31 protein-coding genes are annotated in these 25,714 nt (G+C 69.3%); 6 read left to right on the top strand and 25 right to left on the bottom strand.

Annotated features, from left to right (window positions below; genetic code table 11):
* Positions 1-40: 40 nt before the first annotated feature.
* Positions 41-265, top strand: a complete 225-nt coding sequence (locus AC1HFH_RS04335) for a hypothetical protein (RefSeq protein ID WP_480246141.1) — start codon at positions 41-43, stop codon at positions 263-265.
* Here AC1HFH_RS04335 and menD read toward each other — a convergent pair.
* From menD to AC1HFH_RS04310, 5 genes are all read right to left on the bottom strand, one after another.
* Positions 232-1,896 carry a 2-succinyl-5-enolpyruvyl-6-hydroxy-3-cyclohexene-1-carboxylic-acid synthase gene (gene menD, locus AC1HFH_RS04330; RefSeq protein ID WP_480246140.1) on the bottom strand — a complete coding sequence of 555 codons (1,665 nt, stop codon included), beginning with the start codon at positions 1,894-1,896 and terminating at the stop codon, positions 232-234. The genes AC1HFH_RS04335 and menD overlap by 34 nt on opposite strands.
* 304 nt (positions 1,897-2,200) lie before the next feature.
* Positions 2,201-2,590 carry a hypothetical protein gene (locus tag AC1HFH_RS04325; RefSeq protein WP_480246139.1) on the bottom strand — a complete coding sequence of 130 codons (390 nt, stop codon included), beginning with the start codon at positions 2,588-2,590 and terminating at the stop codon, positions 2,201-2,203.
* Positions 2,591-3,028: 438 nt separating this feature from the next.
* On the bottom strand, positions 3,029-4,162 hold the full coding sequence (gene menE / locus AC1HFH_RS04320) for an o-succinylbenzoate--CoA ligase (protein WP_480247701.1): 1,134 nt from the start codon (positions 4,160-4,162) through the stop codon (positions 3,029-3,031).
* A 324-nt stretch (positions 4,163-4,486) separates the two neighbouring features.
* Positions 4,487-4,876, bottom strand: a complete 390-nt coding sequence (locus tag AC1HFH_RS04315; RefSeq protein WP_480246138.1) for a VOC family protein — start codon at positions 4,874-4,876, stop codon at positions 4,487-4,489.
* Positions 4,877-4,888: 12 nt separating this feature from the next.
* Entirely contained in the window at positions 4,889-5,782 is an 894-nt protein-coding gene (locus AC1HFH_RS04310; protein ID WP_480246137.1) for a 1,4-dihydroxy-2-naphthoyl-CoA synthase, read from the bottom strand.
* 131 nt (positions 5,783-5,913) lie between these two features.
* Here AC1HFH_RS04310 and AC1HFH_RS04305 point away from each other — a divergent pair, with 131 nt between their 5' ends.
* Both AC1HFH_RS04305 and AC1HFH_RS04300 read left to right on the top strand, forming a co-directional pair.
* A complete protein-coding gene (locus AC1HFH_RS04305; RefSeq protein ID WP_480246136.1) occupies positions 5,914-6,360 on the top strand; it encodes a DUF6918 family protein in 447 nt (148 codons plus the stop codon).
* A gap of 262 nt (positions 6,361-6,622) precedes the next feature.
* The gene (locus tag AC1HFH_RS04300; protein ID WP_480246135.1) at positions 6,623-7,492 is read left to right on the top strand and encodes a 1,4-dihydroxy-2-naphthoate polyprenyltransferase; all 870 of its coding nucleotides are present in this window, start codon (positions 6,623-6,625) and stop codon (positions 7,490-7,492) included.
* Positions 7,493-7,510: 18 nt separating this feature from the next.
* Here the strand turns inward: AC1HFH_RS04300 and AC1HFH_RS04295 are convergent, their stop codons facing one another.
* From AC1HFH_RS04295 to AC1HFH_RS04280, 4 genes are all read right to left on the bottom strand, one after another.
* Positions 7,511-7,897, bottom strand: a complete 387-nt coding sequence (locus AC1HFH_RS04295) for a phage holin family protein (protein ID WP_480246134.1) — start codon at positions 7,895-7,897, stop codon at positions 7,511-7,513.
* A gap of 56 nt (positions 7,898-7,953) precedes the next feature.
* Positions 7,954-8,622, bottom strand: a complete 669-nt coding sequence (locus tag AC1HFH_RS04290; RefSeq protein ID WP_480246133.1) for a hypothetical protein — start codon at positions 8,620-8,622, stop codon at positions 7,954-7,956.
* Positions 8,623-8,692: 70 nt separating this feature from the next.
* Positions 8,693-8,899: a hypothetical protein gene (locus AC1HFH_RS04285; protein WP_480247700.1), complete on the bottom strand. Its 207-nt coding sequence runs from the start codon at positions 8,897-8,899 to the stop codon at positions 8,693-8,695.
* A gap of 106 nt (positions 8,900-9,005) precedes the next feature.
* On the bottom strand, positions 9,006-9,215 hold the full coding sequence (locus AC1HFH_RS04280; protein ID WP_480246132.1) for a BldC family transcriptional regulator: 210 nt from the start codon (positions 9,213-9,215) through the stop codon (positions 9,006-9,008).
* A 182-nt stretch (positions 9,216-9,397) separates the two neighbouring features.
* Between AC1HFH_RS04280 and AC1HFH_RS04275 the strand changes: the two genes are divergently transcribed.
* Both AC1HFH_RS04275 and cds1 read left to right on the top strand, forming a co-directional pair.
* Positions 9,398-9,745, top strand: coding sequence for a DUF4229 domain-containing protein (locus AC1HFH_RS04275; RefSeq protein ID WP_480246131.1), 348 nt, complete (start codon positions 9,398-9,400; stop codon positions 9,743-9,745).
* Positions 9,742-10,839: an L-cysteine desulfhydrase Cds1 gene (cds1, locus tag AC1HFH_RS04270; RefSeq protein ID WP_480246130.1), complete on the top strand. Its 1,098-nt coding sequence runs from the start codon at positions 9,742-9,744 to the stop codon at positions 10,837-10,839. Before AC1HFH_RS04275 ends, cds1 begins: the two co-directional genes overlap by 4 nt.
* Positions 10,840-10,888: 49 nt before the next feature.
* Here the strand turns inward: cds1 and ccsB are convergent, their stop codons facing one another.
* From ccsB to hemB, 12 genes are all read right to left on the bottom strand, one after another.
* A complete protein-coding gene (gene ccsB / locus AC1HFH_RS04265) occupies positions 10,889-11,851 on the bottom strand; it encodes a c-type cytochrome biogenesis protein CcsB (protein WP_480246129.1) in 963 nt (320 codons plus the stop codon).
* On the bottom strand, positions 11,852-13,492 hold the full coding sequence (resB, locus tag AC1HFH_RS04260; protein ID WP_480246128.1) for a cytochrome c biogenesis protein ResB: 1,641 nt from the start codon (positions 13,490-13,492) through the stop codon (positions 11,852-11,854). It lies immediately after the preceding gene.
* Complete coding sequence (locus AC1HFH_RS04255; RefSeq protein WP_480247699.1) at positions 13,492-14,316, bottom strand: cytochrome c biogenesis CcdA family protein; 825 nt, start codon at positions 14,314-14,316, stop codon at positions 13,492-13,494. The genes resB and AC1HFH_RS04255 overlap by 1 nt, the downstream gene beginning before the upstream one ends.
* Before the next feature lie 25 nt (positions 14,317-14,341).
* Positions 14,342-14,563 carry a hypothetical protein gene (locus tag AC1HFH_RS04250; RefSeq protein ID WP_480246127.1) on the bottom strand — a complete coding sequence of 74 codons (222 nt, stop codon included), beginning with the start codon at positions 14,561-14,563 and terminating at the stop codon, positions 14,342-14,344.
* On the bottom strand, positions 14,560-15,192 hold the full coding sequence (locus AC1HFH_RS04245; RefSeq protein ID WP_480246126.1) for a TlpA disulfide reductase family protein: 633 nt from the start codon (positions 15,190-15,192) through the stop codon (positions 14,560-14,562). The genes AC1HFH_RS04250 and AC1HFH_RS04245 overlap by 4 nt, the downstream gene beginning before the upstream one ends.
* A complete protein-coding gene (locus tag AC1HFH_RS04240) occupies positions 15,189-15,815 on the bottom strand; it encodes a histidine phosphatase family protein (protein WP_480247698.1) in 627 nt (208 codons plus the stop codon). Before AC1HFH_RS04240 ends, AC1HFH_RS04245 begins: the two co-directional genes overlap by 4 nt.
* A gap of 56 nt (positions 15,816-15,871) precedes the next feature.
* Positions 15,872-17,209: a glutamate-1-semialdehyde 2,1-aminomutase gene (hemL, locus tag AC1HFH_RS04235; protein ID WP_480246125.1), complete on the bottom strand. Its 1,338-nt coding sequence runs from the start codon at positions 17,207-17,209 to the stop codon at positions 15,872-15,874.
* 121 nt (positions 17,210-17,330) lie between these two features.
* Complete coding sequence (locus AC1HFH_RS04230) at positions 17,331-17,549, bottom strand: hypothetical protein (RefSeq protein WP_480246124.1); 219 nt, start codon at positions 17,547-17,549, stop codon at positions 17,331-17,333.
* Positions 17,550-17,563: 14 nt separating this feature from the next.
* Entirely contained in the window at positions 17,564-17,872 is a 309-nt protein-coding gene (locus AC1HFH_RS04225) for a hypothetical protein (RefSeq protein ID WP_480246123.1), read from the bottom strand.
* Between the two features lie 61 nt (positions 17,873-17,933).
* The gene (locus tag AC1HFH_RS04220; protein ID WP_480246122.1) at positions 17,934-18,365 is read right to left on the bottom strand and encodes a hypothetical protein; all 432 of its coding nucleotides are present in this window, start codon (positions 18,363-18,365) and stop codon (positions 17,934-17,936) included.
* Between the two features lie 261 nt (positions 18,366-18,626).
* Complete coding sequence (locus tag AC1HFH_RS04215) at positions 18,627-19,145, bottom strand: hypothetical protein (RefSeq protein WP_480246121.1); 519 nt, start codon at positions 19,143-19,145, stop codon at positions 18,627-18,629.
* Between the two features lie 29 nt (positions 19,146-19,174).
* Positions 19,175-20,152 (bottom strand): porphobilinogen synthase, encoded by a 978-nt coding sequence (hemB, locus tag AC1HFH_RS04210; protein ID WP_480246120.1) that lies wholly within the window; start codon positions 20,150-20,152, stop codon positions 19,175-19,177.
* A gap of 103 nt (positions 20,153-20,255) precedes the next feature.
* Between hemB and AC1HFH_RS04205 the strand changes: the two genes are divergently transcribed.
* Positions 20,256-20,615, top strand: coding sequence for a hypothetical protein (locus tag AC1HFH_RS04205; RefSeq protein WP_480246119.1), 360 nt, complete (start codon positions 20,256-20,258; stop codon positions 20,613-20,615).
* A 14-nt stretch (positions 20,616-20,629) separates the two neighbouring features.
* On the opposite strand, the gene AC1HFH_RS04200 is transcribed toward AC1HFH_RS04205, so the two are convergent.
* From AC1HFH_RS04200 to AC1HFH_RS04185, 4 genes are read right to left on the bottom strand one after another with little or no spacing between them, the layout of a single operon-like run.
* Complete coding sequence (locus AC1HFH_RS04200) at positions 20,630-22,210, bottom strand: bifunctional uroporphyrinogen-III C-methyltransferase/uroporphyrinogen-III synthase (RefSeq protein WP_480246118.1); 1,581 nt, start codon at positions 22,208-22,210, stop codon at positions 20,630-20,632.
* Entirely contained in the window at positions 22,207-23,280 is a 1,074-nt protein-coding gene (gene hemC / locus AC1HFH_RS04195) for a hydroxymethylbilane synthase (protein ID WP_480246117.1), read from the bottom strand. Before hemC ends, AC1HFH_RS04200 begins: the two co-directional genes overlap by 4 nt.
* A complete protein-coding gene (locus AC1HFH_RS04190) occupies positions 23,277-24,731 on the bottom strand; it encodes a glutamyl-tRNA reductase (RefSeq protein WP_480246116.1) in 1,455 nt (484 codons plus the stop codon). The genes hemC and AC1HFH_RS04190 overlap by 4 nt, the downstream gene beginning before the upstream one ends.
* On the bottom strand, positions 24,728-25,579 hold the full coding sequence (locus tag AC1HFH_RS04185) for a redox-sensing transcriptional repressor Rex (protein WP_480246115.1): 852 nt from the start codon (positions 25,577-25,579) through the stop codon (positions 24,728-24,730). The genes AC1HFH_RS04190 and AC1HFH_RS04185 overlap by 4 nt, the downstream gene beginning before the upstream one ends.
* Between the last annotated feature and the right edge of the window lie 135 nt (positions 25,580-25,714).

The following is a 25,714-nucleotide window of genomic DNA, read 5'->3' as shown; positions in this document are numbered from 1 at the left end:
GGCCCGTTGTCCCCAGGCTCTCGCGAGTAAGGAGCACCGGATGATCGACTACGAATCGGCACGACCGCTGGACGAGGTCCCCGAGGCCGACTACGCCGAACAGACCGCCGACGTCTACCCGGAAGAGGACACCTCGGTCCCGGGCTCCGACCGCGATCTGGCCGAAGCAGTGGACCGGGACGCCTTCAGCGCGAACCCCGCCGATGTGGTCGAGCAGGCGATCGAGATTCCCTACGACGACGAGCGCGGCGCCGAAGAGGAGTAGCCGGGCCCGATGCCGGCGCGAACCGCGGCATGCAGTTCACGGAGCCCGGACCGTTCGGTGAGCACCTCGAGCACCCGGACCCCGTGCCCGCGTACCCGCAGTGCATCGGCCAGCTGCCCGGTCGTCAGCTGCTGGTGCGGGACCCGATAGGCGGCACACAGGGCCGCCAGGTCCATACCGTGCGGGGTGCCGAAGACCCGCTCGAAAACCCCGGCATACTGCGGGTCGCCCTGTTCGAGCAGCTCGAAGATGCCGCCACCGTCGTCGTTGGCGACCACGATGGTCAGGTCCTCCGGCCGCGGTTCGCCGCGGCCGATGAGCAGCCCCGAGGCGTCGTGCAGGAAGGTCAGATCGCCCATCAGCGCGATCGTTCGGCCCGGATGGGCCAGGGCCGCGCCGACCGCACCGGATACGGTGCCGTCGATACCGGCGACGCCCCGGTTGGACCGGACCGCGACGCCGGGGCGTGGCGAGGCGACGAGAGCGGCATCGCGGACCGGGTTGGAAGCACCGAGCAACAGCTGATCGCCGTCGTGCAGGGCGTCCATCACCACGGCCGCCACATGCAGGCCGGTGGCCTTCGGATGCCCGGACAGTTCGGCGCGCACCGCCGCGCTCGCGTGCCGGTTCAGGTCGGCACAGTGCTGCAGCCATTCGGGCCGCGGCGCGCCGGTGGTGACCGCGCGGGTCCCGGTTCCGACCACGTTGCCGGACACGTCCGGCCAGCGTGGCCCGGTGGTCAGGGCGAACACCGTCACTTCCGGGTCGGCGAGCACCTTGGACACCTGCCGGTGCAGGGTCGGCCGGCCGGTGATGATCGCCTGTTTCGGCCGCAGCAGCGGCAGCGCCAGCGGGTGCAGCGCCGGGCCGTGCATCGGCGCAGTCGGCTCCGCGACGGTGGGCAGTTCGGCGAGCTCGGGGCGCAGTCCCGCACCGTGGCCGGAGATCACCACTGTGTCCGGGGACAGATCGATATCCAGCGGGACATCCAGGGTGGCGTATTGGGTAGCGGTCCACGGGCGGGTGCCGGGCCGGCCGGCCGGTACCGGGCCGTCCACCGGATCCGGGACCAGCGGTTCCCGCAGCGGGATGTCGAACTGCACCGGACCGGCATTGCCGGAGCGGGTGCCGCGGGCCGCGGCCAGTACCCGGCAGACCGCCGACCGCCACACACTGTTCTGCCGCTGATAGGGCGGCTGACCGGCTTCGTCCTCGGCGAGCCCGAGACTGATGGTGGCCCGCACCTGGCTGCCGAACATGCCCAGCTGTTCCACGGTCTGATTCGCACCGGTGCCGAGCATCTCGTAGGGGCGGTTGGCGCTGAGCACGATCAGCGGGACCCGCGCATAGTTCGCTTCCAGTACCGCCGGACCGAGATTGGCGACGGCGGTACCCGAGGTCATCACCACCGGAACCGGCCGCCCGGCGGCCACCGCCAGACCGATCGCGAGGAACCCGGCCGTTCGCTCATCGATCCGCATGTGCAGCCGGAGCCGGCCGGCCGCATCGGCGGCCTGTAACGCGAACGCCAGGGGCGCATTGCGCGATCCGGGGCAGAGCACGACTTCCTGCACTCCCCCGCGCACGAGTTCGTCGACCACGACCCCGGCCTGCGCTGTTGACGGATTCACGCTCTCCAGCGTGACAGACTCCGTCCCGGTGAGCTCGCGCCGACCCCTGTTAACCGCACCACCCGTTCCGGCGCCCAGCACCCACTCAGCGGGCCACGAACCCGAGATACCGCCCGCCACAACGGAAATCACTCCGTTCGTACGTCGTAAACAAGATCAAGTAATCGTGCCGCAATCACACCGGCAAATCTTGATTCACGAATTACCCGAAAGGAACAAAAAGAAATGCGGTGGCATGCATATGCATGCCACCGCATTCCAGTGCGGCCTGAGGGGGTTCGGCCGGACAGATTCGACTGTCGAATTACTCGGCCGGAGCGTTGAGCTCCTGGGTGCCGAGCAGAATGTCGATGATGTTCACACCGGCACCGGTGCCCGCCTCGAAGGCGGAGCTACCGGTGTCCAGCAGATCCAGCCCGGCGAGCGCCGCGGCGGAACCGGTGGACAGCGCACCCAACCCGGCGGAACCGGTGGCGGCCAGGGTGGTCACGGCAGGGGCAGCGGCAGCGGAGCCGGTGGCACCGGCGCCGGCAGCACCGGCACCAGCGGAACCGGTGGCACCGAGGGCGGCGGAACCGGTCGCGCCCAGGGCGGCCGAACCGGTGGCCGAACCGGTGACGGCGTTGGCAACGGCAGCAGGGCCCACCAGGGCGAGGGCGACGGCACCGGCGACAGCGAGAGTCTTGCGAGTCATGGGATCGAATTCCTTTCGGCCTGTGAATCACAGGCTGGTAACGCGGTATTGCGGTCCGGCGATGCACTAGGCGAGTGCTGTTGTGCCTGCCGACGTTTCGAAAGCTAATCGATGCGACGGCCGAATTTCCAATTTCTTCCGAGTGGCGATCATCACCATGAATAGTTGGATAACTGGATGTTTCCGCATGTTAACCGCGTTTGTCAGCCGCATCACATTAGCGTCAGCGCATAGCTGGCTATCTACCTAGGGAAATTCGGCAAACATTCGGCACACCGCCTGTCCGGGCGCATCCAGGGACAACCGGATTCGTGTACATCACGTAAACGACTCAACAGCCCGCAGAACCGGCTCGGTAGTGGAGCGATCAGCACGCAACAACGGACACGACAGCACCGCGGCGCCGGAAAGACGCCGCGATAAGGCTGCCGCGAAGAGTCAGTGCCGGGAGTCGGCGAGCCAGTGCTCGCGCAACTGCGCCCGATCCGGCTTACCGGGGCCGCGCAGCGGCAGCTCCGCCAGCACGGCCAGCTCGCGCGGTGCGGCGATCGAGTCCAGTTCGGCCACGACATGATCGCGCAGTTCGTCCAGCGTGGGCGGTTCCTCCGCCGCGGGCACCACCGCAACGGCGACCCGCTGTCCCAGGCGTTCATCGGGCAGGCCCAGCACCACGCACTCCCGGACCCCCGGATGCGTGGCCAGAACGGCCTCCACGACCTGTGGAATCACCAGCAGACCCCCGGTGGTGATGGCCTCGTCCAACCGGCCGCTGATCGACAACACGCCGTCGGTGAACACGCCCGCGTCCTCGGTCCGGAACCAGCCCGGCTCGGCGAACGCCGGATGATCGGGGAGATTGCGGTAGCCGTGCGCGATGGTCGCACCGCCGAGCAGCACCCGGCCGTCCTCGATCCGCACCTCGGTACCGTCCAGCGGAACGCCCTCGTAGACGCAACCCCCGCAGGTCTCGCTCATCCCGTAGGTCCGGACCACGTTGATTCCGGCGGCATGTGCCCGCTCGTAGACCGGGATCGGGGTGGCCGCGCCACCGACCAGCACCGCATCCAATTCGGCCAGTGCCGCCGCCGCGACGGGCGACTCCAGCGCCTTGATCAACTGCGTGGGCACCAGGGCGGTATAACGTCGCGGGCCGGGCATCGCCGACACCGCACCTGCGAGGGCCTCCGGCAGAAACCCGCCGGACACGTCGAGCACCGTCGGCTCGGTGTCGGCCAGGATGCTGCGCAACAACACCTGGATACCGGCGATGTGATGCGTCGGCAGGGCGAGCAGCCAGCTGCCCGGGCCACCGAGCCGGGCATGCGTGGCGGTTCCGCTGGCGCGCAGCGATGCGGCGGTCAACATGGCACCCTTCGGGATACCCGTGGTGCCGGAGGTGGTCACCACCAGTGCCACCTCGTCGTCGATGGGGTCTCCGGGCGCCAGCGAATCCCGCAGCCGGCGCGCCTCCCGCCGATCGGCTGTCGGCAGCGGCAGCCAGGCGGGGCCGTTGTCGTACAGCGCCTGCCGCAGGTGCGGTAGCACTTCGCTCACGCCGGAGCCGGTCGGCATCGGCAGGGTTCGCAGAGTCCTGGTCACAAGGTCACCTCACCCGAAAAACCCAGAGCCTCGCCCCGCGCCGGAATCGACCATCCGACCCGCAAGCTGTGCTCCCTCACGCGTTCGATCGTGTCATGCCCGTAACGGGCACCATGGAACGGGTCGGTGGGCAGGACCGGGCATTCGCCGAATTACCAAGCATCGTTACTGCGATTCACTCGTGGGACAGGACGCACAGCACAGCGGTCCGGGCATCGGCGGTCGGTCGCTTGCTCGAATGTCATCGTGCTCGCCTCGGCCCCGCCGGGCAAGTCGGCCCCCGCCCGACCGCCCCGATCACTCCGGTGACCAGCGCGAATCCCGCCGAATCGGATGATCGGCCGGAACCTGCACCAGTACGATCGCCACGCCGTCCGGGTCACGAAGCCACATTTCCCAGAGTCCCCACGGTTCGAGTACCGGCCCCCGCTCGATCGCGATGCCGCGCTCCGCGAGCTCGGCCGCCGAGTCCTGGACATCCCGTACCTGCAGCCAGATCGCCCCGCCGAACGCCGAAGAGTCCGCCGAACCGTGCCCGGCCACCTCGATCAGCGACTGCCCGGCGAAGAACACGGTGCCGCCCGGGTACTCCCGCGCCACCGCCAGCCCCAGGCCGTCCCGGTAGAACTCGAGGGTGCGGCGGTAATCGGCCGGCCGGAGGATGATCCGGCTGCTCAGAATGTCCATCTCGGTCCCATCTCAGTAGTGCCAGGGGTACGGGGCCCAGTCCGGATCCCGCTTCTCCAGGAACGCGTCGCGGCCCTCCACCGCCTCGTCGGTCAGGTACGCCAGCCGGGTCGCCTCACCGGCGAACAACTGCTGCCCCACCAGGCCGTCGTCGGCCAGGTTGAAGGCGTACTTGAGCATCCGCTGCGCCTGCGGCGACTTGCCGTTGATGTCGGCAGCCCATTCCAGCGCCTCGTCCTCGAGCCGGTCGTGATCGACGACCGCATTCACCGCGCCCATCCGGTGCATCTCCTCGCCGGTATAGGTACGGCCCAGGAAGAAGATCTCCCGCGCGAACTTCTGGCCCACCAGCTTGGCCAGATACGCGCTGCCGTAGCCGCCGTCGAAGCTGCCCACATCCGCGTCGGTCTGTTTGAAACGGGCGTGTTCCCGGCTGGCCAGGGTCAGATCGCACACCACGTGCAGACTGTGACCACCACCGGCCGCCCAGCCGTTCACCAGCGCGATGACCACCTTCGGCATGAACCGGATCAACCGCTGCACCTCGAGGATGTGCAGCCGCCCGGACCGCGCTGGATCCACCGTCTCGGCGGTTTCCCCGCTCGCGTACTGATAGCCGCTCCGGCCCCGGATCCGCTGATCACCGCCGGAACAGAATGCCCAGCCGCCGTCCTTCGGGCTGGGCCCGTTCCCGGTCAGCAGCACCGCGCCGACATCCGAGGACATCCGGGCATGATCGAGCACCCGGTACAGCTCGTCGACCGTGTTCGGCCGGAAGGCATTGCGGACCTCCGGCCGGTCGAACGCCACGCGGACGGTGCCCTGTTCGATATGGCGGTGATAGGTGATGTCGGTCAGATTCTCGAATCCCGAGACGGGCCGCCACAGCTTCGGATTGAACGTCACGCCTCGATTATTGCCAATGCGAGACAGCCCGGCTGCGCCGGTGTCACCCAGGACACACCTGCGTGCAACTTCACACCCATGCGTATAGTGACGGCTGCTCGTTCAACGAATCGATCCGGAGGAACCTGAAAGTGGTTGCAGCCCTGTCTGAATCCCTGCTCGACGACGCCAAGCGCCCGGCGTTTCTCGCCGATGCCGTCGAGGTTCTCGACGCCGAGGTCTCGGACAAAGGCGGTGCGTCCGGCCTGGCAGTGAAGGGTGGCTACGCGGCCGTCAAGAAGATCGGCCCCTCGATCGTCCCGGACGCCCTGGAGTCGCTGGCCCCCAAGCTGCTCGCCCAGCTCGAGCCGTTCTGGCAGGAGTACACCGCCTCCGGTTCCGGCAAGTTCGGTGACCTGCTCACCGCCAAGTCCGACGAGGTCGCCGAGGCCCTGCTCGCCGTCACCGACGCCCGTGCCGAGGCGTCCACCCGGCCGGCCCTGCAGAAGGTGTACAACTCGATGCGTGGCTCCGCCAAGAAGCACGTGATCGAGGCGCTGCCGCGCGTCGGCGACCTGGTGCAGCGGCACGCTGTGTAATTCGGCGCAGGCTCCGCCTGCGCGTGTTCCGGCCCTCTTCTGCCTCGCGAATCGGCACTCGAGACTCGAGCCTTCGGCTCATGCGCTTTCGAGTACCGATTCGCGAGGCGGGCCGGAACGTCGCTCGTAAGACTCGCTCCCGACGGGGTTGCGCGGGCACAGAAGTCTCCTGGCACATCGCCCGACTCCGCAGCCCGGTCTCATTTGCTCCGGTCGTCCCGCTGTGGCGCCGCGCGACGGCGGCCGCAGTAGGCTGACGATCATGGCTACAGCTGCACAGTGGATCGAGGGGGCTCGGCCGCGCACGTTGCCGAATGCAATCGCGCCGGTGCTCGCGGGGACCGGCGCCGCCGCTTCGATCGACGGCCTGGTCTGGTGGAAAGCGGCGCTGGCGCTTTTCGTTTCCCTGGCGCTGATCGTCGGCGTCAACTACGCCAACGACTACTCCGACGGGATTCGCGGTACCGACGACGAACGTGTCGGACCGCTACGACTGGTCGGTTCGGGCCTGGCCACTCCCGGGGCGGTGCGGGCAGCCGCGATCGGCTGCCTCACGCTGGCCGCCGTGGCCGGTCTGGTGCTGGCGGTGACCACGGCGTGGTGGCTGCTGCTGCTCGGTGCGCTCTGCCTCGCGGGCGCCTGGTTCTACACGGGTGGCAGCAAACCGTATGGGTACAACGGCTTCGGCGAAGTCGCGGTATTCGTGTTCTTCGGGTTGATCGCGGTGCTGGGCACCCAGTTCGTGCAGGCCGAACGGGTCGACTGGGTGGGACTGCTGCTGGCGGTCGGCGTCGGCGCCTTCTCCAGCGCCGTCCTCGTCGCCAACAATCTGCGGGATATCCCCACCGATACCGAATCCGGGAAGATCACCCTCGCCGTCAAACTGGGCGACCCGCGCACCCGCACCCTGCAGCAGGTCCTGCTGATCGTGCCGTTCGTGATCAGCCTCGCGCTGGCGGTCCGCACCCCGTGGGCCCTGGTCGCGCTCCTGGCGCTACCGCTGGCGGTGCGCGCCAACGCACCCGTCCGGGCCGGTAGGGGCGGACTGGAACTGATTCCCTCGCTGCGCGATTCCGGACTCGCCCTGCTCGCGTGGTCGGCACTCAGCGGGCTAGCGGTCGCGCTCGGCTGAACGAGCCCGGGAAACCCGTCAGTCCTTGTCGTCCGGGACCAGCAACCCCAGCGCCCAGTTCACCAGCGCGATGACAACACCACCCCAGAACGCCGCCCAGAAGCCGTCGACGCGCAGGCCGTAATCGCTCAGCTCGGTGATCTTCGCGGTCAGCCACAGCATGAACGCGTTGACCACCAGCAGGAACAATCCCAGGGTCAGGATCACGAACGGCAGCGAAAGCAGCTTCACGATCGGCTTGATCACCGCGTTCACCGCGGTGAACACCGCCGCCACGATGAGCAGGACCAGCGCCTTGCCCCAGTTCCCGGAATCCGCCGGGGTCAGTACCTCGATCTTGTCGATCCACGCCACGGCCGCCCAGATGGCGACCGCATTGATGACCAACCGAATCACAAGCTGCATGCGTTCATGCTAGGCGTGCCGCAGCCCGAAATCGCGCCGAAGACACGACCGTCTCGTCAACCGCAGTAGAAGCAGTGGCCGTTGGCCGGGAGTTCCACGAAACAGGTGTGGCAGACCGGCTTGCGGACCGATTCCGGTTTCGGGGTGCCGGTCGACCGGCGGGATTTCTTCGCCGGTTCGGGGCGAGCCGCCGCTTCGGCTGCCTCGGCCGCTTCGGTGGTGGCGAGATCCTGGGTGGTGCGGGCACGCACCGCGGCCACCTTGGGGGTCAGCGTCGGCAGACCGCCGTCGGCGGGGATGTCCTCGGCATGCCGCTGGTAGCACTGCCACCGGGCGGCGGCGGCATGCATCTCCAGATCGTCGGGCACCGGCAGGCCGGCCACCTCGAGGATGTAGCGGTAGTTGGGCGTGACGGTCTGGTTGCGGCGCACGCAGAGCGCGCTCAGCGGTGGTTCCCCGTCCTTGTGGCACTGTTCGGTGACGCGGTCGAGGACCACGCCGAGCCAGTGCTGCCATTTGACCCGGGTGTGCACACCGGACCGTTCCTGGATCTGTTCGGCGAGCTCGGTGTTGACCACGAACCGGTTGAATCCACCGGCGGTCTCGGTCAGCACCTCACGGGCGGCCGCAGTCCATGCCGACCGGGCCTCGGAGAATGTCACGGCGCCGCCGTCGGCCGCGCGCCAGGTGGTCGGGACAGATGTCTGCTGCGCCTCGGTGATCACCGGAAAAGGTTACAAATTCCGGATTTTCAGCACACCCCGGGGGGTGTGGTATATGCCACCCCGTCGACGGTCAGCGGTCGGTCGGGCCGGACTCGTCCCCGTGTCGATGCTGCTCTCGCGAAATCCGCCAGAGAAATTCCGGGTCGTCATCCGGACCCATGATTCGCCTGCGCTGGGGTGAACTGGGCGCCGATCCACTGCTCTTCACGGGACCGAACGCCTTCCAGCACAGCACCGCTACGGTCACGATTGCGATGAGTGCCAACAAATACGTCACGTCGCTCACCTCCTACCTTCGAGGGTAGCCGGGTGAGCGCAGTTCGTCAGTCGCCTTCGAGCCGGTTGGGGTGCGAGCCGTCCCGGCCCCGCACCCCGCCCCGGGGTCAGTGCACCGTCGCCTCGGTCGTGAGCGACTTGAGCAGCTGCATCACCTCGGACTCACGAAACCGGCGATGCCCGCCCGGGGTGCGCAGGGAACCGAGCCGCCCGGCATGTGCCCACCGGGTGACGGTCTTGGGATCTACGTGGAACAGGGCGGCCACTTGGCCGGGTGTCAGCAGAGTGTCCTGGCCGCCGACGGTGATCGCAGTCATAGCTAACCTCTCCGTTCTCGACAGTTCCCTCATCAGATTGCGCCATCGTTGCACTGCCACCCCCACCTAGTCGAACCACCTACTGTTGGTAAAGAGGAGGTAATCGACAAAACGGACCGTTCGGTAGGCGCCGGGGCCACCGCGGCGATCCGGAACGTGGCACGTTGTCCTAGGCTGGAAGCGTGAGTGACGCATCTGGCCAGCAAGGATCCACCGCCCCGGACTCGTCCGGCGCCGGCCGCCGGTTGGCGATCAATCTCGTGCTGTACACCCTCGCACGGATCGCGCTGGTCGCCCTCATCACCGCGGTGATCATGGTGGTCTTCAACCTCATCGGCGTGGAGATCCCGCTGGTCGTGGCGGCACTGTTCGCCCTTCTGGTGGCGATGCCGCTGTCGCTGACCCTGTTCAAGAAGCTGCGTACCAAGGTCAACGAGGACATCGCGGTCGTCGATGCGCGCCGCCGCCAGGACAAGGCGCAGCTACGTGCCCGGTTGCGCGGCGAATCCGACGCCGACGACCAGCCATGACCTCCGGCACCAGGTTCTGTGACCGCAGTGCCCCGCGCGATTGGGTGGACAACGCCGTCCGGCTGATCGATGCCGACACCCAGCGCTCCGCCGACACCCACCTGCTGCGCTACCCGCTGCCGGCGCAATGGCCCGTCCAGCTCTACCTCAAGGACGAATCCACCCACATCACCGGCAGCCTGAAGCACCGGCTGGCCCGGTCGCTGTTCCTGTACGCGATCTGCAACGGCTGGGTCACCGAGGACACCACCGTGGTCGAGGCGTCGTCGGGCTCCACGGCGGTCAGCGAGGCATACTTCGCGAAGCTGCTGGGGCTGGACTTCGTCGCGGTCATGCCGGCGAGCACCTCCCCGCAGAAAGTCGCTCTCATCGAGGCACAGGGCGGCCGCTGCCATTTCGTGCAACGGCCACCGGACATGTACACCGAAGCCGCCCGGCTGGCCGCCGAATGCGACGGCCATTTCATGGACCAGTTCACCCACGCCGAACGGGCCACCGACTGGCGGGGCAACAACAACATCGCCGAATCGATCTTCCACCAGCTGGCCATGGAAACCCACCCGGTACCCGATTGGATCGTGGTGGGCGCGGGCACCGGCGGTACCAGCGCCACCATCGGCCGCTATATCCGCTATCGGCGGCACGCCACCGAACTGGCCGTGGTCGACCCCGAGGGTTCGGCATTCTACGGCGGCTACGAAACCGGCGACGCCGGCTATCAGACGGGCATGCCGTCCCGCATCGAGGGCATCGGCCGCCCCCGGGTGGAACCCTCGTTCATCGGCCAGGTGGTGGACCGGATGATCGCCGTCCCCGACGCCGCCTCGATCGCCACCGCACGCCATGTCAGCGCGGCACTCGGCCGCCGCGTCGGCGGATCCACCGGGACCAACCTGTGGGGCGCCTTCGCTCTGATCGCCGAGATGCTCGCCACCGGCCGCTCCGGCAGCGTGGTCACCCTGATCTGCGACGGCGGCGACCGCTACGCCGGCACCTACTTCGACGACGACTGGGTCGCCGCCCAGCACCTCGATCTGACCGCCCCCTCAGCAGTCCTGGAGAAGTTCATCGCCACCGGCACCTGGACCGCCTGAACCAGCCGACAGCGGTCCACATGTGCGTCCGAGCCACCTGCCGGGGCCGTCAGTTCAGTCCGGCGTAGCTGTGCAATCCGCTGATCACCATGTTGATGATGAACAGGTTGAACAGCATGGCGACGAAGCCGGCGATGTTGATCCAGGCGGCCTTGGTGTCGCGCCAGCCGGAGGTGGCGCGGGCGTGCAGGTAGGCGGCGTAGAGGACCCAGGCGATGAAGGAGCAAGTTTCCTTGGGGTCCCAGCCCCAGAAGCGGCCCCAGGCGGCCTCGGCCCAGATGGCGCCGAGGATGACGCCGGCGCCGAAGAGCGGGAAGCCGATGATGGTGGTCTTGTAGGCGAGGCGGTCGAGGGTGCGGGCGTCCGGGAGGCGGCGGGCGACGGCGCCCAGCGCATTGGCGGACTCGTGGCCTTCGGGCTGGCGCATCCGGAACAGGAACAGCAGGCTCGCCACACCGGAGACCAGGAACACGCCGCTGCCGACGCTGACGATGGTGACGTGCACCGGCAACCAGAACGACTTGAGGGCCGGCACCACCGGCGCGGCATCGGCGTAGAGGACCGTGCCGGCCAGGAACATCAGGATCAGCACCGGCACCAGCAGGAACACCCACATGCCGCGGTATCGCTGCTCCCGCAGGAAGTACAGGCCGATCGCGACGGCAGCCGCGGCGGCCATGCTCACGAACTCGAACATGTTGCCGAGCGGGAAGCGGTGGGTGGCGAAACCGCGCAGCACGATCGAGAGCACATGCACCACGACGCCGACGACGAGCACCGCGTAGGCCATGTTGCCGTACCGCTCGGCCCGATCCCGGGCAGGCGGCGGGACGACCCGGCCGGGTTCGGCGGGCGCCGGACCACCGGCCGTTACGAGTTCGCGGTCCACCACCTGTTTCGTGCGTGCCGATGCGTATTGGACCAGCAGCAGCACCGTCGCCAGGGCGTACACCACGATCGCGGTTTTGAAGGCGAGATCGCTGTATCCCGCCAGGGTCTCGTCGATGGCCATCTAGTCGTCTCCCGTTCCCGCATCCAGCAGGCGTTTCCGTAGCCGGTCGAACTCGGCACCCCAGCCGGCCTGGTCGGTGCGGGCGAGCCCACCCATCTCTACTACGGTTTGTCGTTGATCCACGGTACCCGGCTGCTCCGGCGCCGGGTACGCCCGGATCCAGATCCGCCGCCGCTTGACCAGTAGCGAGACCAGCAGGCCCGCCATCATGGTCAGCGCGCTGATCAGCACCCACTGCTGGGCCGGATCGTGCGAGACCTGCAGGTTCACGAACTCCTCGGCGCCGTCGAAGGTGACCACGGTGCCGTTGGACAGGGTCTCCGACTCACCGGGCCGCAGGTTCACCCGCGCTTCCTTGACCAGTCGCTCCTGCCGGATCATCTCCGGATCCAGCGCGAACAGCGACTGCGAGCGCCCGGTGTCCAGGCCGGTGTTGCCGCGGTAGATGTCGACCGCGACAGCCGGATCGTCCATCGTCGGGAAGGACGAGGTCAGCAGGCTGCCCTCGAACCGCGCGGTGGGCGCGAACAGGCCCTCGATCGCGATCTGGTTGTCCTGCCGCTCCTCGTCGGTCGCGTACAGACCGCCGGGCGGATCGAACCGCATCGCCCCGCTGGACAGGAAGGTGGTGGCATCGTCGGGGCGCCACTGCAGCGTCTCGGTGCGCTGCTCACCGTTCGGGAAGGTCACCGTGAAGGTGGGAGCGAAGCCGTGCCCCTGCAGATAGACGCGGTCACCACCGACCCGCAGCGGATGATTGACCTGCAATTTCGCATCCCGCCAAGTGCCGTCCGCCAGATCGGCGCCGGCCTGGTAGTCGATATTGGAGGTGAACATCTCCGCCTGCCCGTTCGGCAGGTAGTCGGCCCGGAAGTCCTCGACCCGGATGCACAGCGGCGTCATCCCGGTGCCGTCGTTGACGTTGCCGGTCCGGAACGAATCGAACACCGCCGGTGAGGTGGTGCAGAACCCGGGCCCGTTGTTCGCGATCACAATGACATTGCCCTCGTAACCGAACAGCCGGCCGACGGCGATCGAGACCAGCAGCCCGACCAGCGCCAGATGGAACACCAGGTTGCCGAACTCGCGCAGATAGCCCTTCTCCGCGGAAAGGGTCAGCTCCCCGTCCCGTTTGCCCGGGCGTTCGGCGATCCGCCAGCCGCGCAGCCGGCCGCGGGCCCGGTCGAGGGCAGCCGCCGGACTCGCCGAGACGGTCTCGCTGTGGTGATGCGGCAGCCGCCCCAGATTGCGCGGCGCAGCCACCGGCGGGACCCGCATGGCGCGGAAATGGTCCCAGGTGCGCGGCAGGATGCAACCGACCAGCGAGATGAACAGCAGCACGTAGATCGCGGTGAACCAGGTACTGGCGAACACGTCGAACAGCTGCAGCCGGTCCATCCAGGGCCCCAGGGTGGGCCGGTCGGCGATGTACTCGTCGACCTTCTGGGTGTTCAGGTTGCGCTGCGGGAGCAGGGCGCCCGGAATCGCGGCCAGGGCGAGCAGGAACAGCAGCATCAGCGCGGTGCGCATGCTGGTCAGGCCACGCCAGGTGTTGCGGATCAGCGCCCACGCCCGGCCGGGCAGCGACTGCCGGTGCGGTGGCCGTGGTGCGGGGGCGGCGGGAGTTTCGGTGACGGTCATCAGATGGGCAATGTGGTGTCGGAGACGAAGGCATCACGCACCCAGGACACGAAGACGTCCCACGCCCCGGTGACCAGCGCGATGCCGACAGCGACCATCATCAGGCCGCCGATGATCTGGATGGTGCGGGCATTGCGGCGCAACCAGCCGACGCCGCGCAGCGCGCGCGCCGAACCGAACGCCAGGATCACGAACGGCAGGCCCAGGCCCAGGCAGTAGGCGACGATCAGGACGACACCGCGGGCCGCGGTGGTGCCCTCGGTACCGGCGGCGACCGCCATCACGCCGGACAGCGTCGGCCCCAGGCACGGGGTCCAGCCCAGGGCGAAGACGCCGCCGAGCAACGGTGCGCCCAGGATGCTGGTGAGCCGGCGCGGCTCCATCCGGGTATCGCGCTGCAGGGCCGGGACCAGGCCGAGGAACACCAGGCCCATCACGATGGTGACCACGCCGCCGACGCGCTGCAGCAGCTCGCGGTTCACGTTCAGCGTCTGGATCAGGCCGAACACGGTTGCGGTGGCCAGCACGAACACCACGGTGAATCCGGCGACGAACAAGGCCGCGGCTCCCGCGACGCGCATCTTGTCGGCCCGTACCGCTGTGAGCGTGTCGCCGGATCCACCGGATGCCTGGGTCGCGGTGGCCGGTGGTGCCTCGGCGCCGACCAGCCCGGCCAGGTACGAGAGGTATCCGGGAACCAGCGGGACGACGCAGGGCGAGGCGAACGACACCAGCCCGGCGAGCAGGCAGGCGCCCAGGGCGAGCAGCAACGGCCCGGTGGCCGCAGTCTGTTGAAACGTGTCCCCCACCGCGGCCTGCACCATCACGCGATCACCCGGTACTGCTTTCTCACACCTGCTCCTCGTCGGTTCCGGGCCGATCCAGCGTGCGCTCGGTTCCGGAGTTCTCGGCCGCCGACCGGTCCGGGTCCAGCAACGATTCGGCGGCGACGCTGCGCGGCACCGTGGCGATGCCCGCCCATCGGTCGTCGACGGTCCAGGCGCCGCCCACGCGGCGAGCACCCCGCCGAGGACGACATGCGGTCAGGTTTCCGGGGCGGCGACGGCTCACATCTTCTCCTCGTCAGCGATTCTCTCGACCACCGGCTGAAGGTCCTCGGCCAGCAGTGCACGCAGGAAGACCGCGGCGACCCGATGGTGACGATCCAGGATCAGCGTGGTCGGGATGACACTGGTGGGAAAGTTGCCGCCGAGCGCCAGCAGCGTGCGCATCGGCGGGTCGTAGATCGACGGATAGCCGACCTGGTTGTCCACCACGAAGTCCTGGGCTTTGTCGCGCTGATTGTCGCGGACGTTGATCCCCAGGAACGCGACCCCGGAGTCACGGGTCTGCTCGTAGACCTGCTCCAGGGCGGGTGCCTCGGCACGGCACGGGCCGCACCACTGCCCCCACAGATTGATCACCACGACCTGTCCGGCGAAATCATCCAGCGAGATGGTCTCGTCGGTCATCAGGTCGGGACCGGACAGAGCACCGATGGTGCCGCGCTCGGCCGGCGGATCGTAGAAGATGTCGGTCTGTCCGCCGGGCGAGACGAATTCGAAACTGCCACCGCCGGTCGCCACCGCATCGCTGCCGGTCGCGCAACCCGCGGTGACCAGGACGGCGATTCCGGCGCACAGCGCCGCCAGCGTCCGGAGCCCGCGGCCCCGGCTGCCGATGGTCGAGCGCCTTTTCATGCGCCGTGCACCGCCGGATCCGACGCCCCGGCGGGCTCGGAGTAGACGATGTCTACCAGGGTGTCCCCCTGGTAGACCAGGGAGGTCAGCGACGCCAGCGAGCACTGCCGGTGGCGCGGATCGTGCCACAGCCGCTGCCCCTGCAGGAACCGGCGCAACGTCCACACCGGCAGCTGATGCGAGACCAGGACGGCCTCCTGGCCGGCGGCCTCGACCCGGGCCTTGTTCACCGCGGCCAGCATCCGGTGCGCGATCTGCAGATAGGGCTCGCCCCAGGACGGGGTGAACGGATCCCGCAGCTTCCACCAGTGCCGCGGTTTGCGCAGTGCGCCGTCGCCGACCGATACCCGCAGCCCCTCGAAGGTGTTACCGGCCTCGATCAGGTTCTCGTCGGTCTGGACGATCAGGCCGTGCGCACCGGCGATCGGGGCGGCGGTCTCCTGGGCACGCTGCAGCGGCGAGGCGATCACGGCGGCGAGGTCGTGATCGCGCAGCGAACGAGCCACCGCACCTGCCTGCGACCGGCCGGTCACCGACAGGGAGAACCCGGGCAGGCGGCCGTACAGGATGCCGTTCGGATTGTGCACCTCACCGTGGCGAAGCACATGGATGATCGTTTCCACCGGCTCGTCGTCGCTGAGCGACGAGCCCGGAAGCTGCTGGTCTGAGTGGTCGGAACTCACGCGCGGGATCCTTCTCCGGTCGCTGCCGCCGCCGCAGCCGCGGCGCCGGGCAGAGCTGTGGCGATTCGGTCGAACGCGTCGTCGTCGAGCGCCGCGGAGACGAACCATGCCTCGAATGCGCTCGGCGGCGCGTACACGCCCGCATCGAGCAGGGCGTGGAAGAAAGCGGGGTAACGCCAGGTGGCGCAGGCCTTGGCGGCGGCATAGTCGGTCACCGGGGCATCGGCGAAGAACACGCTCACCATATTGCCTGCGAACTGCACCTGATGCTCGACCCCGGCCGCGGTGAGGGCCGATCCGAGCAGTTCGCCGAGCCGCTCCGCGTTGCGGTCCAAGGCCGCGTACACCGAGTCGTCGGCCGCGCGCAGCGTTGCCAGCCCGGCGGCGACGGCGACCGGGTTCCCGGACAGCGTTCCGGCCTGATACACCGGGCCGAGCGGAGCCAGGTGGTTCATCACCTCGGCCCGGCCGCCGAAGGCCGCGGCGGGCAGACCGCCGCTCATCACCTTCCCGAAGGTGTACAGGTCACCGGCGACGCCGTCGCGGCCGAACCAGCCGGCGGCGCTGACCCGGAAGCCGGTCATCACCTCGTCCATGATCAGCAGCGCGTCGTGCTCGGCGGTGAGCCGGCGCAGTCCCGCGTTGAAGCCGGGCTGCGGTGCGACCGCGCCCATGTTCCCGGCGGCGGCCTCGGTGATCACGCAGGCGATCTCACCCGGGTGTTCGGCGAAGGCGGCGGCGACCGCATCCAAGTCGTTGTACGGCAGCACGATGGTGTCGGCGGCCTGGGCGCCGGTGACACCGGGCGAGGTGGGCAGGCCCAGGGTCGCGACCCCGGAACCGGCGTCGGCGAGCAGCGCGTCGACGTGGCCGTGGTAGCAGCCGGCGAACTTCACCACCTTGCTCCGACCGGTGTAGCCGCGGGCCAGCCGCACCGCACTCATGGTGGCCTCGGTACCGGAGTTGACCAGCCGGACCCGCTCGACCGGCGCCACCCGCGCGGCGATCGCCTCGGCCAGCTCGATCTCGGCCTCGGTCGGCGCACCGAAGGAGAGCCCACCGGTCGCGGCCCGCTGTACGGCCTCGACGACCGCCGGATACGCATGTCCCAGGATCATCGGCCCCCAGGAGCACACCAGATCGACGTAGTCGTGCCCGTCGGCATCGACCAGCGTGCAGCCGTTCGCGGAGGCGATGAATCGCGGGGTGCCGCCCACCGAGTGGAACGCCCGCACCGGGGAGTTGACGCCGCCGGGGATCACCGTGGCCGCCCGTTCGAAGAGCTGCGTCGACGCCGGCACCGATTCCCTGGTCACGTGCGGAGAAGAACTCACGTATCACAGTGTCGCAGCACCGCCCGAAGCGCCCGACGACAGGGTGTAGTGGAGTGACCCGAACCGCAGCGACGCACCGGCGACACGCCGCAAATCGACGCCGACGCCCGACCGAATGCGCTCAGGTGTGGCGGCAGGGCAGCTCCGCGGACAGCGACTGCAGGGAGCAGAAGAGACCGTTGAGGATTCCCGCGGAGCCGGTTTCCGGGACCAGGCCGGCGACCGGGACGATGGCGGCCCGGTCCGGCGCGGCAGCCTGCGGAGCCGCAGCCTGAGCCGGAGCGGCGACGATCAGTGCGGCCGAGGCGGCGGCGACTGCGGCGAGCGCGAACTTGTGCATTCCATGACCTCCGATCACCCGGTCGCCCCGGGTGGTGCCGCCGATCCTAGGGCGGGGTCGGTGTGTTCCGCAGTGCGATCGGCGGATCTGCGGCCGCGCACCAGCCGGGTGACGGCGTCGATCGACAGCAGTCCGGCGACGGCCGCCAGCACGAAGGCGAGCACCAGCCACGACGGCACGTAACGCACGGCCTCGTAGGCGGGTTGTTCGCCGACGGCGGCGAACTCGGTGACCCGGCTGCCGGCGGCCCAGCTGCGCACCGTGCCGATCAGGCACAGTCCCGCGACCGCTGTCTCGACGCCCGCCACGACCCATCGCTTCACCCGCTGCTCCACCCGGCTCAGCCTAGGAGACCCGGGGCGCGGTACCGCGCATACCGCACCGTCAGCTCACCAGCGCGCCGAGTTCGGCGGACAACTGGCGATGCCGGCGCGCCCACGCGGTGACGAGGGTGTCGTCCCGCAACCGCAGGACGATCGGGTGCCTGCCGCGCGGAATATCGGACAGCTCGCCCAGCAGTCGGGCCGACTCCTCCTCGGTCACCGTGGGATCGGCGACGACCTCGGCGATCCGGGCGACCGGCAGTTCCTCGGCGCCGGTCCGCAAGGTCTCGCCGGTGAGCTCGACGGTGGCGTGGGTACGGCCGGCGTAGACCTGCACGGCGCGGAATCCGGCGATGAGGGCGCCGCAGATGCCCAGGCCGATCCAGTGTTGTGGTTCGGCGAGCAAGGCCACCAGCACACAGAGCAACGGGCCGTAGGCGACCGAACGCCAGCGGGCACCCGGCTCTTCGAACAGCAGATCGGAATCGTTCACAGCCCCGCCCATGCGGGTCACGCGCAAACCGGTACCGGTGCGATCAGGCGGCCACTGCGGTCAGCAGCAGCACCGCAACCGTAGCTACGGCGAACAGGATCAGCAGGCCGATGACCGTGAGGTCGCGCCGCACGGTGTGCGGTTGCTGGATAACGACTCGCATCAATGCCTCCGATCCCCCGGACCACCCGCCCGTTGTGACAGCCCTCACCATACCCGGCGGTAGTACGGAGCGAAAACCGCCCCTGCCGAATCACCGAGTCAACGACGTTTCTGCAGGAAGAACCGGTTGGCATCGGCACGGTGACTCAGAAAGACGGCACCGGCGGCCGATACCCCCTGCACGATCGAGGTGGCGCCGGACACGATATCGGCCACCCCGCCCACCGAGCCGACCGCGAAGAGCGCACCCACCGCCCCGAGGATCAGCCAGGCGGCGATCACGGTCAGCACCACCCGGGCCCAGTACTTGCCCTTGGTGAGCAGATGCGCGAACAACACAGTCAGCGCGAGCAGCCCGACCCAGAGCAGCGCCGCGAAGCCGAGCGCGAACCAGACGGCCGCATCGGCCGCCGCCCGGGGGAATTCCGGATCCTGCTCGCGCATCCGATCGAGCATCTGCCGGGTGAAATCGGGACGCTCGGCAAGCACCTGCGGAACGGCGGCGATCAGCTGCACGATGCCGAGACCGGCCACACCCCACCAGAGTTGACGTGCGGTGCCGACGTCCACCGGGGTGGACAACTGTGCCGTATTTCCGGTTCCGTGCGGTTCGCTCACCAGGCCAAGGTATCGTCACCGGCTCGCCGTTACGACAGCCAGTGCGCCGCCTCACTCGCCCAGTAGGTCAGGACGATGTCCGCGCCGGCACGACGGATCCCGGTCAGCGATTCCAGAATGGCCGCGCGTCGGTCGATCAGGCCGCGTTCGGCGGCGGCGGTGATCATCGCGTATTCGCCGGAGATCTGGTAGGCCGCAACCGGAACAGTGGCGTGGTCGGCGACCTCGCGCAGGATGTCCAGATACGACATGGCCGGTTTCACCATGACGATATCGGCGCCCTCGGCGAGATCGAGTTCCAGTTCGCGCAGCGATTCCCGCCGATTGGCCGGATCCTGCTGGTAGGTCCGCCGGTCCCCCTGCAGCGAGGAACCGACCGCCTCCCGGAAGGGTCCATAGAAGGCCGACGAGTACTTGGCCGCGTAGGCGAGGATGCCGGTATCGGTGCGGCCGACCGCGTCGAGGCCGCGCCGGATCGCGCCGACCTGGCCGTCCATCATGCCGCTGGTGCCGAGCAGGTCGGCACCGGATTCGGCCTGGGCGAGCGCCATGTCGACATAGCGGTGCAGGGTCGCGTCGTTGTCGACGGAACCGTCGGATCCGAGCACTCCGCAGTGCCCGTGGTCAGTGAACTCGTCCAGGCAGGTATCCGCCATCACCACCGTGGCGTCGCCGACCTCGTGCGACAGCGCCTGCAGACCGCGGTTGAGAATGCCGTCCGGATCGCTGGCCAGGCTGCCGGTGGGATCCTTGTCCTCGGGGCGCGGCACCCCGAACAGCATCAACCCGCCGACGCCGGCGGTGACCGCTTCGACCGCGGCTTTGCGCAGCGAGTCCATGGTGTGCTGATACACCCCGGGCATCGACCCGATCGGACGGGGTTCGTCCAGCCCGTCGGCGACGAACATGGGCAGTACGAGATGCCTTGGCTGCACGGTGGTTTCGGCGACGAGCCGGCGCAGTGCCGGAGTCCGGCGCAACCGCCGCGGGCGGTCGAATGCGGTCATACCCGCACGATACGCCGACCCGTTTTTCTGTCGGTACCCACCGTTAGAATCGAAAGCGTGTTCTAAGAGGCGGATCGGCCTCGACTGCGACGGGAGGACGCATATGCACAACGAACTCCGAGCCCTCGACCCGCAATCCCATGACCCGCAGCGGTCCGGCCGGGCGCGCACCGACCGGCCCCGGCCCCGCCCCCTGGACCGGCCCGGCTCGTTCATCGAGTCGTACGCACCGCTCACCAAGCAGCGCCTGCCGGCAGGCCGGCCGCGCAGCTGGTACGTCATGCACAACCGCCGGTTGAAGGCGATGCGCCTGACCATCGCCCTGCTCGATTCCGGTGTGTACCTGCCGAGCCAGGCGACCAACGGCACCATCCGCCGCACCGCGGAGCAGATCGAGCTGCGACCGCCCTCCGACGTCACCTGCCGGTTGGTCCGCCGCCTGCTGCGCTACAGCCGCAGCTGACGGTGCCGCGGCACCTAGCCGGTGCTGCTGCTGCGCCGACGGCTCTTCTTCCGCGGCGGCGGCAGCAGGCCCTCGGCGCGCAGCCGGGCGGCATGTTCGGCCAGCGCCTCTACCAGCGGCCCCACCTGGGCGGTCTCGGGCTGCACATCGACGCGCAGGCCGAACTCCACCGCGGTTTCGGCGGTCTTCGGCCCGATGCAGGCGACGATAGTGCGCGCATGCGGCTTGCCCGCGATGCCGACCAGGTTGCGGACGGTCGAGGACGAGGTGAACAGGACCGCGTCGAAGCCGCCGGTCTTGATCATCTCGCGGGTCTCGGCGGGCGGCGGGGATGCCCGTACAGTCCGGTAGGCGGTGACGTCGTCGATCTCCCAGCCACGTTCCCGGAGCCCTTCGGCCAGGGTCTCGGTGGCGATATCGGCGCGCGGCAGCAGCACCCGGTTGACCGGGTCGAACACGTCGTCGTACGGCGGGAAGTCGGCGAGCAGGCCCTCGGAGGACTGGTCCCCGCTGGGCAGCAGTTCGGGACGGATCCCGAAGGAACGCACCTTGTCCGCGGTAGCCTCGCCGACACAGGCGATCTTCACACCGGAGAAGGCCCGCGCGTCCAGCCCGAACTCACCGAACTTCTCCCAGACGGCCCGCACCGCATTGGTGGAGGTGAACACCACCCACTGGTAGCGGCCGTCGACGAGCCCCTTCACGGCACGTTCCATCTGCGCGGGGCTGCGCGGCGGTTCGACCGCGATGGTCGGTACCTCCATCGGGATGGCGCCGTGCGTGACCAGCCGCTCGCTCATCTCGCCGGCCTGGTCCTTGGTCCGCGGCACCAGTACGGTCCAGCCGTACAGGGCCCGCGACTCCCACCACGACATCTTCGAACGCTTGTCCACCTGCTTGCCGACCGTCACCACCAGCGGGCCGACCAGTTCGGAGGCCGCACTGTTCAGGGTGGCCAGGGTGGCCTCGATGGTGCGCTGCTGCCGGGTGGTGCCGCGCACGGTCACCGCGACCGGGGTCTGCGGGGCCATCCCGTGCTCCACCAGCGCGCTGGCGGTCTCGGCCAGATGCCCGGAGGTGGCGTGCAGCACCAGCGGACTCGGCGCGGCCGCCAGCGCGGCCCAGTCGACCTCACCTCGCACATCGGCCTCGGTATGCCCCGATCCCAGCGCGATACCCGCATAGCTCGGCACCGCAGATCCGGTGGGCAACCCGGGCAGCACCTCGAACACCAGGTGCGACCGGGTCACGGTGTTGACCTCGGCGATCACCGAATCGGTGGTGAGCGGGTCGCCCGCGACCACGCGCACCACATCCCGGCCGGTGCTGCGGGCCTCGGCGGTCAGGGTCTTGGCGACCTCGTTCGGCTCGCCCAGGGCCGGCCGCACCTCGACCGGGCGTTCCCCGTCGGGGCCGGGCTCCACCGCGGTCCCGATCAGCGCCAGGACCCCCTTGTCGACATCGGGATCGGTGAACGCCAGCGTGGCCTTCGCCAGGGCCTCCCGCGCCCGTACCGTCAGCAGGGCCGGGTCGCCGGGGCCGGATCCGACGAAAAGGATCCGACCGGGTTGCTTCTTGGTGGCTCGGCTGCTCATCGGCTGTTCTCCATCGGGCTGGGATTGGTGAAGTCTTCGGCGGGGGCGGTCACCGCCGGGGAAGGGGAACCGGTTCCCGGTTCATCGTCGGCCGGATCCGCGGCGCTCAGCAACTCGCGAGCACCCAGGTCCAGCAGCTCGCGGGCCAACGCCCGGCCGAGCTCCGCGGCGTCCCGCGGCGCGCCCACGGTGGAGGCACGCAACACGTCGGACCCGTCGATCGCCGCGGCGCACGCGCGCAGCGACAGCTCCTCGATGACGCGGCCGTCGTCGTCGAGCGACTCGACCACCTCCGCGAGGGCTCCGATCGGGGCGGTACAGCCGGCTTCCAGCTCCGCGAGCAGCGTGCGTTCGGCGAGCACGGCGGCGCGGGTCGGAGCGTCGTCGAGGCCGGCGAGTACCTCGATCAGGTCTGGTTCATCGCTGCGGCATTCCACCGCGAGCGCACCCTGGGCGGGCGCGGGCAGCATCTGCACCGGCTCCAGGGCCTCGGTCACCTCGTCGAGCCGGTCCACCCGGGACAGCCCGGCCCGGGCGATCACGATCGCATCCAGTTCACCGGCAGCTACCTTGCCGATCCGGGTGTCGATATTGCCGCGCAGCGGGACGATCTCCAGACCGAGACCGAGGGCGCGCAACTGGGCGGCCCGGCGGGGCGCCGAGGTACCGACCACCGAACCCGCGGGCAGTTCGCCCAGCACCAAGCCGTCCCGCGCGACCAGCGCATCCCGCGGATCCTCGCGCGGCGGTACGGCGGCGATGGTGAAACGTGGGTCCTGCTCGGTCGGCAGGTCCTTGTACGAGTGCACGGCGATGTCGATCGTGCCCGCGGCCAGCTCGTCGCGCAGCGCCGAGGTGAACACGCCGACGCCGATCTTCTGCACGGGGTCGGAGGACAGGTCACCCGGAGTCTTGACCACGACGAGCTCGGCCGGCTGCCCGGCCGCGATCAACGCGTCGCGGACGGTCCCGGCCTGGGTCAGCGCGAGCACACTGCCGCGGGTCCCGATTCGCCACGGCGCGCGGCTGCCGGATCCGGTCACGGTGGCCTCTTCCTGCACTGCGGTCATGATTCCTGTCCCTGGTCGTCACTGCGCGGCTGTCCGCCACGGTGTCCGGCGGTGAAATCGTCGGCGAGCATGATCTCGCCGCCGAAGGCGAGGTGGCCGTCCGGACTGGGCTCGCCCACCGCACTGACCTCCATCGGCGCGGCCACCGCCTGTACCGCGCCCGGAGTGAGTTCGAACAGCTCCCGCAATGCCTCGGCATAGCTGTCGCCGCCCGGGGTGGATGCCAGCTGCTTCACCCGCACGGTCGGGGCGTGCAACAGCTTGTCGACCACCCGGCGCACCGTCCGGCCCACCTCGTCCCGGGCCGGGTCGGCCAGGTCGGGCAGGCGCGAGTCGAGCCGCAGCAGTTCCGCCTCGACCACCTCGGCGGCCCGTTGCCGCAGTGCGGCCACGGTCGGGGTGACCTCGGCCATCCGCTGTCCGGCCAGATACTTGGCGAGTTCGTCGGCGACGATGCTGCGGGCGGCGGCCGTATCGTCGGCGGCCGCTCCGGCACCCGGATCCCGCTGCAGCGATTCGATGTCGATCAGCACCACGCCGGGCAGTCCGGCGACCGCATGCTCCACATCCCGCGGCAGCCCCAGGTCGCAGAACACCAGCGGTGCCTCGGCCAGCTCGGTCCGGGCCCGCTGCGCCAGCGCCCGGTGGGTGTCGGCGAGGTTGACCACCGCACCGACGGCACCGGTGCAGGTCAGCACGACATCGGCATTCGCCATCGCCGCGGTCAGTTCGTCGAACGGCACCGCTTCGGCGTCGGCACCGTGGATGGTCCGCGCGGTCTCGGCGAGCCGCTGGGCCCGCTCCTGGGTCCGGTTCACCACGGTGATCCGGCCGATCCCGGCCCGGGCGAGATGCGCCACGGCCAGGCCGCCCATCGCCCCGGCACCGAGCACCACCGCATTGCGGCCCGCCAGGTCGTCGAGCACGCCGCGGGCTCGGTCCAGCGCCACCGACACCACCGAGGCCCCGGCCCGGTCGATCCCGGTCTCGGAGTGCACCCGCTTGCCGACCCGGAGGCCGTGTTGCGCCAGCTCGTGCAGCGTGCGCCCGACCGCCTGCCGACCGTCGGCGCAGGCATATGCGCTGCGGATCTGGCTGAGTACCTGCTGTTCGCCGACCACCATCGAGTCCAGGCCGCTGGCCACCGCGAACAGGTGCTCGGCCGCGGCCTCGCTGTAGCGGACGTAGGCATGTTTGCTCAGCTCGGCCAGATCCATCCCGGAGTGTCCGGTCAGCAGCTCGCTGACCACGCCCAGGCCGCCGTGGAAGGCGTCGACCACCGCATAGACCTCGACCCGGTTGCAGGTCGAGACGATCATCGCCTCGGAGACATGCGTCGAGGCGAGCAGCCGATCGATCAGCTTCGGCCGGTCGGCGTCACTGACGGCGACCTTCTCCAGCACTGCGACCGGCGCGCTGCGGTGCGAGATTCCGACCAGAAGGACACTCATGGGGTGATCACCGATCCCTTGGTGCTCGACTCCGACTCCGGGTGTACCCGGCGCCGCCGGGCGGGATGCGCAGGCTCGGCCGACGCGGAATGTTTGAGGGCCGGATGCGCCTGCGCCGACCGGCGCCCGACCCGGCCGGGTACGGGCGCGGCCACGTCCGGCAGCACCGCCGTCTGGCGCGCCGCTTCGAACGAGAGCATCTGCAGTTCCAGCGCCAGGTCGACCCGGCGGACCTCGACTCCGTCGGGCGCGTGCAGCCGACCGGGAGCGAAGCTCAGGATCGAGACGAGACCGGCGGCAACGAGCCGATCGCAGGCCTCCTGCGCGGCATCGTCCGGAACGGCCAGCACCCCGATGGTCGGCGCGAGGACTTCGACCTGTTCGGCCAGCGCCGCGACATCCCGGACGACGAGCCCGCCGCAGGACAGTCCGATCACGCCCGGATCGTTGTCGAAGATCCCGACGACCGTGAATCCGCGGGCCCGGAAACCGCCGTAACCGACCAGCGCCCGGCCCAGATTGCCGGCGCCGACCAGCACCACCCGATGTCCCTGTGAGAGCCCGAGCACATCCTCGATCCTGGTGCGCAGGCGGACCACGTCATAGCCGACACCCCGGACACCGTTGGAACCGAGGAAGGACAGATCCTTGCGCAGCTTCGCGGAATTGACACCCGCCGCGACAGCCAACTCCTCACTCGATACGATGGCTACACCGTCGTCGGCGAACCCGGCGAGGACACGTAGATAGGTGGCCAGCCGGGTCACCGTGGCCTGCGGGATGTCCTTGATCCGGTCCCGCTGCAGAGCCATGGAGACGCCACCCGGCGTCTCTTGCTGCTCTGTCACGTCGTCGGCTCCTCGTTCCGGGCCAGGATGCGGTCCGGTCCCTCGGTCGGCCACCGGCAGCGGAACCTCACCGGTGCCGGGGTACGGGTATCGGATGCATGGTGTTCGGATTGCGTGACACCCACCGTAACCGCT

This window comes from Nocardia sp. KT25-26 (assembly GCF_056627695.1).
Note: the sequence above shows the minus strand (reverse complement) of the source record. Positions and strands in the feature narration are given on the sequence as shown.